Raw genomic sequence first — 13,614 nt, forward strand, 5'->3', positions numbered from 1 at the left:
ATTTGAAACCCCTCAGTCCGCTCTAGTATAATAGGGTGGTTGAGGGGTGAATTTATGTTAGCGTCAAAAATGCGCTGGGAAATCCAGCAGCCGGATCAGGAAAAAGTCAAATCACTCACAGAACAATTGGACATAACACCTCTTGTGGCATCACTGCTTGTAAAAAGAGGTTTTGATACTGCCGAAAGCGCAAGGCTGTTTTTACATACAAAGGATGCAGACTTTTATGACCCGTATGAATTAAAGGGAATGCGGGAAGCAGTTGATCGGATAAAACTGGCGGTTTCTCAAGGGGAACCGATTATGATTTACGGAGATTACGATGCAGACGGCGTTACAAGCACGTCAGTGATGCTGACGGCACTCAGACAGCTGTCGGCGGACGTTGACTTTTATATTCCCGACCGTTTCACAGAAGGCTACGGCCCGAATGAACAAGCTTTCCGTTCCATAAAAGAGCGGGGATTTTCGCTGATCATTACAGTGGATACGGGAATCGCCGCCGTCCATGAAGCTGAAGTCGCAAAAGAGCTGGGCTTAGACGTCATTATTACCGACCACCATGAGCCGGGACCCGAGCTTCCTGACGTATTTGCGATCATCCACCCGAAGCAGCCGGGCTGCGGCTATCCGTTTAAAGAATTGGCCGGCGTCGGTGTGGCGTTTAAGCTTGCCCATGCGCTTACGGGTTCTTTGCCGGAAGCTATGCTGGACTTGGCGGCAATCGGTACGGTTGCAGATCTGGTGCCTCTTCATGATGAAAACAGATTAATTGCGTCACTTGGGATCGAAAGGCTTCGAACGACAAATCGGCCGGGCCTCAAAGCTCTGATTAAGCTTTCCGGCGGAGATATCGGACAAGCTGATGAGGAAACGATCGGATTTCAGGTCGCGCCGAGGCTCAATGCCGTCGGAAGAATAGAACAGGCCGATCCCGCCGTGCATCTGCTGATGACCGAAGATCAGTTTGAAGCGGAGGAACTGGCTTCGGATATTGACCTGCTGAATAAAGAGCGGCAGAAAATGGTGAAAACCATGACCGAAGAGGCTGTTGAAATGGTTCAGCAGCAAGGCGGAAACCCGTCTGCCATTGTAGTGGCAAAAGCCGGCTGGAATCCGGGAGTCGTCGGTATTGTCGCATCGAAGCTGGCTGAACGTTTTTACCGGCCCGCTGTTGTGCTTGGGATAGATGAGGAGCAGGGCATCGCTAAAGGGTCGGCGCGAAGCATCAGAGGCTTCAACCTTTTTACGAGCCTTTCACAGTGCAGAGACATTCTTCCTCATTTCGGCGGGCATCCGATGGCGGCAGGAATGACGTTGAAGGCTGAAGATGTGGCGGAATTAAGGGACAGGCTGAATCAAATGGCTGAAGAAACCCTTACGGAAGAGGATTTTATTCCCGTTCAGGAGGTTGATCTTGTCTGCGGCGTTGAAGACATAACCGTTGAAAGCATTACAGAATTGAATATGCTGTCGCCGTTCGGCATGCTTAACCCTAAACCGCATGTGATGGTGAAAAATGCCGTGCTTGATGATGTGCGCCTGATCGGAGCGAATAAAAATCACGTGAAAATGACGGTGAAAAGTGATTCCGCCGTCCTTGACTGCGTCGGCTTTAACAAAGGGGAGCTTGAAGCCGGAGTTGTCCCCGGATCAACGATTTCCATTGTCGGCGAGATGTCCATTAATGAATGGAACAACAGAAAGAAACCCCAGCTGATGATTAAAGATGCTGCGGTGCCGGAATGGCAGCTTTTTGATATCAGGGGCAAGCGGACGTGGGAAGACACGGTCACCTCGCTGCCGAAGGAAAAACGGGTGCTCATCAGCTTTAACGAAAAAACCGCTCAGAAGCTCCGTGCAAAAGAGCTGTCGGGCGAGCTGGCCGGGATCACATCGGAATCCGAGGCGGAAGCTCTCCAGCTTGACGGAAAATATGCCGTTTTTCTGGATGTGCCGCCGTCAGCGGATCGCCTGCAGCATTTGCTTGACGGAAAGAAGCCGGAACGGATTTATTTTGTTTTTATCAATCATGAAGAACATTTCCTGTCCTCATTTCCATCGCGGAATGATTTCAAGTGGTTTTACGCATTTCTCTTAAAAAGGGGCGCTTTTGACTTCGGCAAGCATGGTTCAGAGCTTGCGAGACACAGAGGATGGTCAATTGACACAATCAATTTCATGACAAAGGTGTTTTTTGATCTCGGTTTTGTTAAAATAGAAGATGGTGTGCTGTCTGTCGTGAGCGGCGCGAAAAAACGCGACCTGGCAGATTCGCAAACCTATCAGGTAAAACAGCAGCTGATGGAATTAGACCAGAAGCTCAATTATTCCGCAGCCCATGAGCTGAAGGAATGGCTGAATAAGCTGATGAACCAAGGTTCAGAAGCTTATGAAAGTACGAGGAGGACATAGAACAGATGGATCTTAAAAAATACGTAACAATTGTGCCCGATTACCCGAAAGAAGGCGTACAATTTAAAGATATTACGACATTGATGGACAAAGGCGACGTATACCGTTACGCTACTGACCAAATTGTTGAATATGCAAAAGAAAAAGAAATTGATTTAGTTGTCGGGCCTGAAGCGCGCGGCTTTATTATCGGCTGTCCGGTTGCATACGCTCTCGGAGTCGGCTTTGCGCCGGTTCGGAAAGAAGGAAAACTTCCGCGTGAGGTCATTAAAGTCGATTACGGTTTGGAGTACGGAAAAGACGTACTGACGATTCATAAAGATGCGATTCTGCCGGGACAGCGCGTGCTGATTACTGATGACTTGCTTGCAACAGGCGGCACGATCGAAGCAACGATTAAGCTAGTCGAAGAACTGGGCGGCGTCGTAGCCGGTATTGCGTTCTTAATCGAGCTTTCTTACCTTGACGGCAGAGACAAGCTTGACGATTACGATATTTTAACATTAATGAAATATTAACCGCATATGGAAAAAAGCACTCGTGTCAGGGTGCTTTTTTCCTATTATTTCATCATCCTGACAGATTCTTTAGGTGTTTTGAACTTCTGCCCTTTACATCTCTCGTTTTTTTCTTGATAATAAACTAATACAGTTTACATTTAAAAAAGGTGATTCCATGGCGAACGAACAAGTATTGACTGCCGAGCAAGTAATAGATAAAGCGCGCACTTATCTGCCGGAGGAGCAGATTGCGTTTGTTGAGAAAGCTTACCTGTATGCGCAAAACGCGCATCGCGAACAGTACCGCAAATCAGGTGAGCCGTACATCATTCATCCGATTCAGGTGGCGGGGATTCTCGTCGATCTGGAAATGGACCCTTCCACAATTGCGGGCGGATTTCTGCATGACGTGGTAGAGGACACGGATGTCACCCTCGACGACCTGAAGGAAGCATTTTCTGAAGAAGTGGCGATGCTTGTCGACGGCGTGACGAAGCTCGGTAAAATTAAGTATAAATCTCAAGAGGAGCAGCAGGCGGAAAACCATCGAAAAATGTTTGTCGCTATGGCTCAGGATATCAGAGTCATATTGATCAAGCTGGCGGATCGCCTTCACAATATGCGGACGTTAAAGCATCTTCCGCAGGAAAAGCAGCGGAGAATTTCAAATGAGACGCTGGAGATTTTCGCTCCGCTGGCCCATCGGCTCGGGATTTCTAAAATCAAATGGGAGCTTGAAGACACCGCTCTCCGTTATTTGAATCCTCAGCAGTATTACAGAATCGTCAACCTCATGAAGAAAAAGCGCGCGGAACGCGAACTTTATGTCGAAGAGGTTGTCAATGAAGTGAAAAAACGGGTCGAAGAAGTGAATATCAAAGCGGACTTTTCAGGACGCCCGAAGCACATCTACAGCATTTACCGCAAGATGGCGCTGCAAAATAAACAGTTCAATGAAATATATGATCTGCTCGCCGTCCGTATTCTTGTCGGAAGCATTAAAGACTGCTACGCCGTACTCGGCATTATTCATACGTGCTGGAAGCCGATGCCGGGCAGATTCAAAGATTATATTGCGATGCCTAAGCCGAATATGTATCAGTCGCTGCATACGACCGTAATCGGGCCTAAAGGCGATCCGCTGGAAGTGCAGATCAGAACGTTTGAGATGCATGAGATCGCTGAATACGGGGTGGCCGCACACTGGGCATATAAAGAAGGCAAGGCTGCAAACGAAGAAGCGACATTTGAGAAAAAACTGTCCTGGTTCCGTGAAATTCTGGAATTCCAAAACGAGTCTACGGATGCGGAAGAATTTATGGAATCGCTGAAAATCGATCTGTTTTCTGACATGGTATACGTATTTACGCCAAAAGGCGATGTCATTGAACTGCCGTCAGGCTCTGTGCCGATTGATTTTTCCTACAGGATACACTCGGAGATCGGCAACAAAACAATCGGGGCGAAAGTGAACGGAAAAATGGTGACGCTTGACCATAAGCTCCGGACGGGCGACATCGTCGAGATTCTGACGTCCAAGCATTCATACGGCCCGAGCCAAGACTGGGTCAAACTGGCGCAGACGTCCCAGGCGAAACACAAAATCCGTCAATTCTTTAAGAAACAGCGCCGTGAAGAAAACGTCGAAAAGGGCCGTGAGCTTGTCGAGAAAGAAATTAAAAATCTTGATTTTGAAGTGAAAGATGTTTTAACACTCGAAAATCTTCAAAAAGTTGCCGACAAGTTCAATTTCTCAAATGAAGAGGATATGTACGCGGCGGTCGGGTATAACGGCATTACCGCTCTTCAGGTGGCCAACAGGCTCACCGAAAAAGAGCGGAAGCTGCGTGACCAGGAAGAGCAGGAAAAAATCGTTCAGGAAGTCACTTCCGAGCCGAAACATTATCCGCAAGGGAGAAAACGGGAAGCGGGTGTGCGCGTAAAAGGCATTGACAACCTTCTCGTCCGCTTGTCGAAATGCTGCAACCCGGTGCCGGGCGACCATATCGTCGGTTTTATTACAAAAGGGCGCGGTGTATCCGTTCACCGGGATGACTGTCCGAACGTCAAAACGAATGAAGCGCAGGAACGTCTGATCCCCGTTGAATGGGAGCATGAATCACAGGTTCAAAGACGCAAAGAATATAACGTTGAGATTGAGATTTTGGGGTATGACCGTCTCGGGCTTTTAAATGAGGTGCTCCAAGCCGTAAATGAAACGAAAACCAACATCTCCTCTGTCTCCGGCAAATCCGACCGCAATAAAGTCGCTACGATTCATATGGCGATTTTTATTCAAAACATCAACCATCTGCATAAAGTGGTCGAGCGGATTAAGCAGATCAGAGACATCTATTCAGTCCGGCGGGTAATGAACTAAAAGGAGCTTGCTATGAAATTAGTTGTTCAGCGTGTAACAGAAGCAAGTGTGACGGTTGACGGCGCTGTCGCCGGCCGGATCGGACCCGGCATTATGGCGCTTGTCGGCATCACTCATGAAGATACAGAAGAAGATGCCGCTTACTTGGCGGATAAAATCGTGAATCTTCGGATTTTTGATGATGAAAGCGGCAAGATGAATTTATCGCTTTTGGATACGGGCGGGGAGATTTTATCCGTTTCCCAGTTTACGCTTTACGGCGAAACGAAGAAAGGGAGACGCCCGAATTTTATGAATGCGGCTAAACCGGATCAGGCTGTGCTCCTTTATGAAAAGTGGAACGAACTCCTTCGGGAAAAAGGAGTCAAAGTGGAAACCGGAATATTCGGAGCCATGATGGATGTTCAGCTGACGAATTCCGGGCCGATTACATTGATTATGGATTCTAAACAATAAAAAAAGCTGCCGTTCGGCAGCTTTTTTTATGATTGAAAATAATGTTCCAATCCGCTTTCAATTCCGTCTGTCACTTTTTCCTGATAAGAGCCGCTATGTATGATTGTTTCTTCTTGCGGTTGACTGAGATAGCCGAGCTCATACAGCATGGCAGGCCGTTTATTTTCCCTCAGGACGTAATAATCGCCAAACAGAACGCCGCGATCCGGGATAGGGGAACGCTTCACTACTTCAGAATGGACGTCTGAGGCAAGCTGGCGATCCTTAGACGGACTGTAATAATAAGCCGTGCTTCCCCGTGTTGACGTATCGGCATAGCTGTCATAGTGAATGCTGATAAAGGCATCCGCATTCCGGTAATGAGAGGTTGAAACCCTGGCCTGCAGGCTGATAAAAGTATCATCCTGTCTGGTGATATACACGTTTGCACCGGATGCCCGCAATTTTTGGGCCAGCAGCTTAGCGGTTTTAATGGTTACGTTTTTTTCAAACTTTCCGGAGTAGCCGATCGTTCCGCTGTCTTTTCCTCCGTGTCCGGGATCAACGACGATCGTTTTGTTTTTAAGTGAGCCGCTGCCGCCTGACGTGTTAGGAGAAGGTGCTTCTCCTGTTTCCTCCCCGCTTTTTGACGTTTGTACGACCCAGTTTGCCACATATGCGGTTTGTCCGTTTTCAAGCCGGACTTCATACCATTTGCCGCTTGAGCCGACAATCGGGTAGGCTGCGCCTTTATCTGCTCTTTTTACGATAGAAGCGGAAGTCGAGGCCGAGCTCCTTAAGTTGGTGCCGCCGTAAACAATATACGCTTTTTTCGAGGAGCGTGAGCCCGCAGAACCGTCTCCCGAGCCGGCTGCGCTGCCCGATGAGTCAGAATCCTTTATGATGTAGTGGCTTGCTGCCCAGCCTTTTTGCCCGTTTGCTTCAATTTTCAGCCAGCCGTGGTCTTCACTTAAGATGGAAACCTTTGTTCCGCGTGATAATTTAGTCATAATCGCTGAATCATGTGATGCTGCACTTCTGACATTCAATGAAGAAACGCCGACCGTTCCGCTTTTTGACCCGCTTCGGGCGGAAGTTGCTTTCGTATCCGATCCGCCGCTGTCCGCGGTGACGTATTCGGAAGAAACCCATCCGGTTGTGCCTTGATAAGAAATGTTCACCCATCCGCTGCTCTTGTCCAGCACAGATGCATGTGCGCCTTGCGGAAGTTTGCCGATGACTTCATATGATGTCCCCGGGCCTTTTCTGATGCGGAGGTCAGGATCGGTGGAAGTGACTGTTCCCCTTGTTGCGGATGAATTGTCTGCTCCCCCCGCTGTTTTTGATATCAGCCAGGAAACGACCCATCCGGTTTTACCGGGGCTCAGCTGAAGCTGCACCCAGTCTCCCTCTTCTTTAGCGATCGGGTATCTTTCCCCTTTTTTTACTTCAGCCTTAATTCCATAGCTCAAACCGGGACCGCCTCTGACATTGATCTTGTCTGTCGCGATGACCGCTTCTCCCTCTGCGGCGATTGCGGTGTGGAATGACGGAAGAAGCGCTGTGATGATGACGCCGCATAAAATAAGAGCAAGAGTTCTCTTCTTCATGGCTGTCCTCCTTTCTGAACTAACTAAAATACATTCTTGTATAATATCGTATTTTCCTTGCTGAATGTTAAATAAAAATAAAATGGTTTGTTTATACTAGTCATAAATACAGCGAAAAGGTGTGCAAATCATGAAATATCAACCAAAAATGGGACGCGCGTTGCACGATGCGGAAGGAAATCTGCACTTCAGTGATCAGAGCGATAGAGAAAAGGCGGGTTTTCTTGAAGAGACGGCGACGGAGTTCGGTCTCTTATCGAAAGAAGCGGTCGCAAGGAAAAACAGACGGAATAAAACTTGACAGGGGAGTGCAATCCCATTATTATAATAGAAATTGATGTACATAAGTCATGATAACGATTTTGAACCGATAATGGAGAAGAGTAGGTCAGAATGCATGGAGAAGAGAGGAACCGTCCCGGGCTGAAAGCGGATCCGCACTGCATCTTTCTCGAAACAACACTCCGGAGGTTCCCTGCTGAACGCTTTTGCAAGTCATTAGGCAGCGGACGTGAACCTGCGTTAAAGGTCAGAGCGGGGATGCTTCGGCATTCCAACTAGGGTGGCACCACGGGTATAACTCTCGTCCCTACTATACATGTATAGTAGGAGCGGGAGTTTTTTTATTTGAAGAAAGACATTAAGGAGGCCTGTAACATGGCATATCACATTCCAAGAGGCACACAGGACATACTGCCGGGTGAATCAGACAGATGGCAGTTCGTCGAACAAATTATGAGGGAGACGTGCCGCACTTATCAATATAAAGAAATCCGCACACCGATTTTCGAGCATACGGAATTGTTCGCAAGAGGCGTCGGTGAGTCTACAGATATCGTGCAGAAAGAAATGTACACGTTTGAAGACCGTAAAGGGAGAAGCCTGACGCTTCGGCCGGAAGGAACGGCCGCCGCAGTCCGCGCGTTCAATGAAAATAAATTATTTGCGAACCCGGTGCAGCCGACGAAGCTTTATTATGTCGGACCGATGTTCCGTTACGAACGTCCGCAGACGGGGCGTTTCCGCCAATTCTATCAATTCGGAATTGAAGCGATCGGCTCCAAAGATCCGGCCGTGGATGCAGAAGTCATTGCGCTTGCGATGAGTATTTACCGTAAAGCCGGTTTGAAACATGTCAAGCTTGTGCTGAACAGCCTTGGTGACCAGGAGAGCCGCAAATCCTACCGGGAAGCGCTCGTCAAACATTTTGAACCGCGCATCGCAGAGTTTTGCTCAGACTGCCAGTCGCGCCTGCACACAAACCCGCTCAGAATTCTTGACTGCAAGAAAGACAGAGAGCATGAACTGATGAAAACGGCTCCGTCCATTCTTGATTACTTAAATGAAGAATCAGCCGCTTATTTTGAGAAAGTAAAACAATACTTAAACGATCTCGGCATCCCGTTCGAAATAGATCCGAACCTTGTCAGAGGGCTTGATTATTATAACCATACCGCTTTTGAAATTATGAGCAATGCCGAAGGATTCGGAGCGATTACAACCCTTGCCGGCGGGGGCCGCTATGACGGGCTTGTTGAACAGATCGGCGGACCTGAAGCGCCGGGTATCGGATTTGCGATGAGCATCGAACGTCTGCTGGCAGCCATTGACGCTGAGAAAACAGAGCTTCCCGTCAATCAGGGGATTGACTGCTACATCGTGACGCTCGGAGAAAAAGCGAAGGATTATTCCGTTTCCCTCGTGTACAAACTGAGAGAAGCGGGCATCTCAAGTGAAATCGATTATGAAAATAAAAAGATGAAGGGCCAATTCAAAACGGCTGACCGCCTCGGCGCACGTTTTATTGCGATTTTAGGGGAAGATGAGCTTGCCCAAAATAAAATCAATGTAAAAGATGCGGAAACAGGAGAGCAGCGTGAAGTGGTGTTAGACGAGCTGATACAAGTGTTAAAGGCAGATCAAAAGCAGTGAAGGAGAGGAACGCTATGTTTGGAAGAACATATTATTGTGGCGAGATAACTGAAAAAGCGATTGGCGAAACCGTCAAACTGAAAGGGTGGGTGCAGAAACGGCGCGATCTCGGCGGCTTGATTTTCATTGATTTGCGCGACCGCTCGGGTATTGTGCAAGTCGTGTTCAACCCTGACGTATCGAAGGAAGCCCTTGCCGCAGCGGAAGCAATCAGAAACGAATATGTGCTTGATATCGAAGGCACGGTTTCTGCCCGTGAAGAAGGCACGGTGAATCCCAACCTGAAAACCGGTAAAATTGAAATCAAAGCTGAAGCGGTGACGGTGCTCAGCACGGCGAAAACACCTCCGTTTCCGATCAGTGACCAGGCGGCTGACGTTTCTGAAGACGTCCGGTTAAAACACCGCTATTTGGATTTGCGCCGCCCGGCGATGTTTCAAACATTGCAAATGCGCCACCAAGTCACAAAATCCATCCGCCATTTCTTGGATGAAAACGGATTTCTTGATATTGAAACACCGATTTTAACAAAAAGCTCTCCCGAAGGCGCCCGTGATTACTTAGTGCCGAGCCGGGTGCATGTAGGAGAATTTTACGCCCTTCCGCAATCGCCGCAGATTTTTAAACAGCTTCTGATGGTGTCGGGCTTTGAACGGTATTATCAAGTGGCCCGCTGCTTCCGCGATGAAGACTTGCGTGCCGACCGCCAGCCGGAATTTACGCAGATTGATATAGAAATGTCCTTTATGAGTCAAGAGGACATCATGGCTCTGGCGGAAGAGATGATGGCGAAAGTCATGCTTGAAACAAAAGGTGTTGAAGTACCGCTTCCGCTTCCGAGAATGACATATGAAGAAGCGATGAACAGCTACGGTTCCGACAAGCCTGACACCCGCTTCGGCATGCTGCTGACGGACGTGTCAGACATAGTGAAAGATACTGAATTTAAGGTGTTCTCATCAGCCGTGGCAAACGGCGGCGTTGTAAAAGCGATCAATGTCAAAGGCGCTGCCGGCGACTATTCCAGAAAAGATATCGATGCGCTCGGCGTTTTTGCCGGAAATTACGGCGCGAAAGGTCTCGCTTGGGTGAAAGTTGAAGCTGACGGCGTAAAAGGCCCGATTGCGAAATTCTTTGATGAAGAGAAGCAGGCAAAACTGGCTGAAGCGCTTGATGCTTCTGAAGGCGATCTGCTCCTGTTCGGGGCTGATAAGTTTGAGGTTGTGGCTCAATCCCTCGGCGCGCTTCGCTTAAAGCTCGGCAAAGAACGCGGCCTGATTGACGAAAGCCTCTTCAACTTCCTGTGGGTTGTGGACTGGCCGTTACTGGAGCATGACGAGGAAGAAGGCCGTTTCTATGCGGCTCACCACCCGTTTACAATGCCTGTCCGTGAAGATCTTGACCTGATTGAAACGGCGCCTGAAGATATGAAAGCGCAGGCTTACGACCTTGTCTTAAACGGCTATGAACTCGGCGGAGGCTCAATCCGTATTTTTGAAAAAGACGTTCAGGAAAAAATGTTCGGGCTTCTCGGCTTTACAAAAGAAGAAGCGGAGGAGGAGTTCGGATACCTTCTTGAAGCCTTTGAATACGGCGCCCCTCCGCACGGCGGAATCGCGCTCGGCTTAGACCGTTTGGTTATGCTTCTTGCAGGCCGCACAAACTTAAGAGATACGATCGCTTTTCCGAAAACGGCAAGCGCAAGCTGCCTTCTTACGGAAGCGCCCGGCGAAGTGAGCGACGCCCAGCTTGAAGAACTTCACCTTTCTGTCAAAAGAAAAGTGAAACAGTAAAGATCAGCAGTTTGTTTCTTGAAAATCAAAATCTGCTGTGATATGATTTTGACAAGTTAAATAAAGTCCTGATGTGTTAGTTGTACACCTAGTTTTGACCGAACATTTTTTTGATTTGGGAGCCCGCATTTTTAAATGGCGTACATGCCTCTTTTCATTCGTTAAGAGGACTTACAAGATTTAAAAAAGGGCACCCACCTGCTGAGAGCGGGTTCAAAACGAAGGAAAGCTGCAACGGCACAATTGGGACTTTATTTTTTGTGCGCTAAAACCAGCGGCTTTTTGACAAGCCGAGTTTATAAAACCAGAATGTGGAGTGAGGTTCTTGTTACATCAGTTTTCCAGAAATGAGCTAGCGATTGGAAAAGAAGGGCTGGACACGTTAAAAAACAGCACGGTGGCCGTTCTCGGCGTCGGCGGAGTCGGTTCATTCGCAGCCGAAGCATTGGCGAGGTCCGGAGTGGGGCGGATCGTGCTTGTCGATAAAGATGATGTTGACATTACAAACGTAAACCGCCAGCTGCATGCGCTCTTGTCGACGGTGGGACAGCCGAAAACAGACTTGATGAAAGAGCGGATCGCGGATATTAATCCGGATTGTGACGTCGTCGCCTTAAAAATGTTTTATACGGAAGAGACGTATGAGCAGTTCTTTGAGCATCCGCTCGATTACGTCATTGACGCGTCGGATACGATTCATTATAAAATTCATCTGATGAAAGAATGTCTGAAACGGAATGTTCCGCTGATTTCAAGCATGGGAGCGGCGAATAAAACAGACCCGACACGCTTTCAGATTGCTGATATTTCAAAAACCCATACCGATCCGATTGCCAAAGTCGTCCGCACAAGGCTTCGCAAAGAGGGCATTAAAAAAGGCGTACAGGTCATTTTTTCTGATGAAAGCCCGATCGTCATCCGTGAAGACGTCAGAAAAGAAGTCGGGAATGATGAAGCGAAAATCCGTAAAGCGCAAATGCCGCCGTCTTCCAACGCCTGGGTTCCGTCAGTGGCCGGTCTGATTATGGGCGGACATGTTGTCATGGAGCTCTTAAAGGACATCGACATTAAACGGGTTAAAGATAAATAAAAAGAAAAACAGCCTTCTTCAGGAAAGGCTGTTTTTTATTTGAATCCGCCGTTTACACGAAAGATTTTGGCCGGTATCAAAAAAGACAAGAACACATAGGGTGTCCTTGTCCGGTTATTTTTTCTGCTTCATCAGTTTTTCATACACTTGCTTTATGGCGGCTTCAAATTTCCCCGTTTGTTTCGGTTTATAGTATTGCTTGTTTTTTAACGGATCAGGCAAATATTGCTGTTCGACCCATCCGTTCTCGAAATCGTGAGGATATTGATAGCCGATCCCGCGTCCGAGCTCTTGGGCCCCTTTATAGTGGGCGTCTTTTAAATGTTTCGGCACATCGCCGATTTTACCCGTCCTGATGTCTTTGAGCGCCTCATCAACGGCTGAGATGGCGGAGTTTGATTTTGGCGAGAGGCATAATTCGATTACCGCATTGGCCAGCGGAATTCTCGCTTCCGGAAAGCCGATCCGTTCTGCGGTCTGAATCGCGCTCAGCACCCGGGGGCCTGCCTGCGGGCTTGCGAGGCCGATATCTTCATAGGCGATCACGAGAAGCCTTCTTGATATGCTTTCAAGGTCTCCGGCTTCGATCAGACGGGCCAGATAATGAAGGGCGGCGTTTGCGTCCGAGCCTCGTATCGATTTTTGGAAGGCGGATAAGACGTCATAATGCGCATCGCCGTTTTTATCATGGGTATAGCTTTTTTTCTGCAGACATTCTTCCGCCGTTTCCCGTGTAATCCGGATCGTGCCGTCGCTTGATTCCTTTGTGGAGAGCACGGCAAGCTCCAGTGCGTTCAAAGCGGAGCGGACGTCTCCTCCGCACCCTTGTGCGAAATGATCCATCGCGTCGTCGTCCACCGAAACGCTGTAGGAACCGAGTCCCCGGTGTTCATCTGTGAGCGCTCTTTTCAATGCCTGTTTGATCAGATCGGGTGTTAACGGTTCGAGCTCAAATATCTGGGTCCGGCTTCTGATGGCCGGGTTAATGGCATGATAAGGGTTGGCGGTCGTCGCGCCGATTAAAATAATCATGCCGTTTTCTAAATAGGGCAGCAGAAAATCCTGCTTTCCCTTATCAAGCCTGTGCACTTCGTCAAGGATTAAAATGACCTGGCCTGACATTTTCGCTTCCTGTACGACAATCTCCATGTCTTTTTTATTATGAATGACGGCATTCAATTTCCTGAATGCGATGCTTGTCGATCCTGCGATCGCTGTGGCGATGGACGTTTTTCCGATGCCCGGCGGTCCGTACAGGATCATGGATGATAAGTGCTTTGCACGCACCATTCTGCCGATGATTTTATCTTCTTTGACCAAATGTTCCTGGCCGATAATGTCTTCGATATTGGCAGGCCGCATCCGATACGCCAATGGTTTCATGAACATCTCTCCTTACATATACAGGGTAACGGAAAACGGACGATTAGAAAAGCGAATTGCGGCGGGCCCCGTGTTT

Annotated in this window: 10 protein-coding genes, 1 other RNA gene and 1 other annotated feature; of the genes, 9 read left to right on the forward strand and 2 right to left on the reverse strand. The window is 48.4% G+C overall.

Annotation, left to right across the window (positions count from 1 at the left end):
• Window positions 1-54 precede the first annotated feature (54 nt).
• From recJ to dtd, 4 genes are all read left to right on the forward strand, one after another.
• Window positions 55-2,415: a single-stranded-DNA-specific exonuclease RecJ gene (gene recJ / locus ACNFN4_RS02255; protein WP_021494382.1), complete on the forward strand. Its 2,361-nt coding sequence runs from the start codon at window positions 55-57 to the stop codon at window positions 2,413-2,415.
• Window positions 2,416-2,420: 5 nt separating this feature from the next.
• A complete protein-coding gene (locus ACNFN4_RS02260) occupies window positions 2,421-2,933 on the forward strand; it encodes an adenine phosphoribosyltransferase (protein ID WP_003152714.1) in 513 nt (170 codons plus the stop codon).
• Window positions 2,934-3,090: 157 nt separating this feature from the next.
• Window positions 3,091-5,295, forward strand: a complete 2,205-nt coding sequence (relA, locus tag ACNFN4_RS02265) for a GTP diphosphokinase (RefSeq protein WP_003152716.1) — start codon at window positions 3,091-3,093, stop codon at window positions 5,293-5,295.
• Between the two features lie 12 nt (window positions 5,296-5,307).
• Window positions 5,308-5,751 carry a D-aminoacyl-tRNA deacylase gene (dtd, locus tag ACNFN4_RS02270; RefSeq protein ID WP_007408194.1) on the forward strand — a complete coding sequence of 148 codons (444 nt, stop codon included), beginning with the start codon at window positions 5,308-5,310 and terminating at the stop codon, window positions 5,749-5,751.
• Window positions 5,752-5,777: 26 nt separating this feature from the next.
• On the opposite strand, the gene ACNFN4_RS02275 is transcribed toward dtd, so the two are convergent.
• Window positions 5,778-7,340: an SH3 domain-containing protein gene (locus ACNFN4_RS02275; protein ID WP_448199977.1), complete on the reverse strand. Its 1,563-nt coding sequence runs from the start codon at window positions 7,338-7,340 to the stop codon at window positions 5,778-5,780.
• A 130-nt stretch (window positions 7,341-7,470) separates the two neighbouring features.
• On the opposite strand from ACNFN4_RS02275, the gene ACNFN4_RS02280 reads away from it, so the two are divergent.
• The 5 genes from ACNFN4_RS02280 to ACNFN4_RS02300 all read left to right on the forward strand — a co-directional run bounded on the left by ACNFN4_RS02280 (window position 7,471) and on the right by ACNFN4_RS02300 (window position 12,155).
• Window positions 7,471-7,641 (forward strand): YrzK family protein, encoded by a 171-nt coding sequence (locus ACNFN4_RS02280; RefSeq protein ID WP_003152722.1) that lies wholly within the window; start codon window positions 7,471-7,473, stop codon window positions 7,639-7,641.
• A gap of 60 nt (window positions 7,642-7,701) precedes the next feature.
• Window positions 7,702-7,934, forward strand: a binding site (T-box leader).
• Window positions 7,935-7,997: 63 nt separating this feature from the next.
• On the forward strand, window positions 7,998-9,272 hold the full coding sequence (gene hisS / locus ACNFN4_RS02285) for a histidine--tRNA ligase (RefSeq protein WP_007408198.1): 1,275 nt from the start codon (window positions 7,998-8,000) through the stop codon (window positions 9,270-9,272).
• A gap of 14 nt (window positions 9,273-9,286) precedes the next feature.
• Complete coding sequence (gene aspS, locus ACNFN4_RS02290; RefSeq protein WP_448199978.1) at window positions 9,287-11,065, forward strand: aspartate--tRNA ligase; 1,779 nt, start codon at window positions 9,287-9,289, stop codon at window positions 11,063-11,065.
• A gap of 62 nt (window positions 11,066-11,127) precedes the next feature.
• A non-coding RNA gene (gene ssrS, locus ACNFN4_RS02295) (6S RNA) lies at window positions 11,128-11,319 on the forward strand.
• 71 nt (window positions 11,320-11,390) lie between these two features.
• Window positions 11,391-12,155 carry a tRNA threonylcarbamoyladenosine dehydratase gene (locus tag ACNFN4_RS02300; protein WP_025285046.1) on the forward strand — a complete coding sequence of 255 codons (765 nt, stop codon included), beginning with the start codon at window positions 11,391-11,393 and terminating at the stop codon, window positions 12,153-12,155.
• Between the two features lie 114 nt (window positions 12,156-12,269).
• Here ACNFN4_RS02300 and ACNFN4_RS02305 read toward each other — a convergent pair whose 3' ends face one another.
• On the reverse strand, window positions 12,270-13,538 hold the full coding sequence (locus ACNFN4_RS02305) for a replication-associated recombination protein A (RefSeq protein WP_003152729.1): 1,269 nt from the start codon (window positions 13,536-13,538) through the stop codon (window positions 12,270-12,272).
• Window positions 13,539-13,614 lie beyond the last annotated feature (76 nt).

It is taken from the genome of Bacillus sp. N1(2025), from assembly GCF_053470005.1.

What these genes read in the sequence shown, in the direction of transcription:
- recJ (WP_021494382.1), top strand. Translation starts at nt 55, where the DNA reads ATGTTAGCGTCAAAAATGCGCTGGGAAATCCAGCAGCCGGATCAGGAA.
- ACNFN4_RS02260 (WP_003152714.1), top strand. Translation starts at nt 2,421, where the DNA reads ATGGATCTTAAAAAATACGTAACAATTGTGCCCGATTACCCGAAAGAA.
- relA (WP_003152716.1), top strand. Translation starts at nt 3,091, where the DNA reads ATGGCGAACGAACAAGTATTGACTGCCGAGCAAGTAATAGATAAAGCG.
- dtd (WP_007408194.1), top strand. Translation starts at nt 5,308, where the DNA reads ATGAAATTAGTTGTTCAGCGTGTAACAGAAGCAAGTGTGACGGTTGAC.
- ACNFN4_RS02275 (WP_448199977.1), bottom strand. Translation starts at nt 7,340, where the DNA reads ATGAAGAAGAGAACTCTTGCTCTTATTTTATGCGGCGTCATCATCACA.
- ACNFN4_RS02280 (WP_003152722.1), top strand. Translation starts at nt 7,471, where the DNA reads ATGAAATATCAACCAAAAATGGGACGCGCGTTGCACGATGCGGAAGGA.
- hisS (WP_007408198.1), top strand. Translation starts at nt 7,998, where the DNA reads ATGGCATATCACATTCCAAGAGGCACACAGGACATACTGCCGGGTGAA.
- aspS (WP_448199978.1), top strand. Translation starts at nt 9,287, where the DNA reads ATGTTTGGAAGAACATATTATTGTGGCGAGATAACTGAAAAAGCGATT.
- ACNFN4_RS02305 (WP_003152729.1), bottom strand. Translation starts at nt 13,538, where the DNA reads ATGAAACCATTGGCGTATCGGATGCGGCCTGCCAATATCGAAGACATT.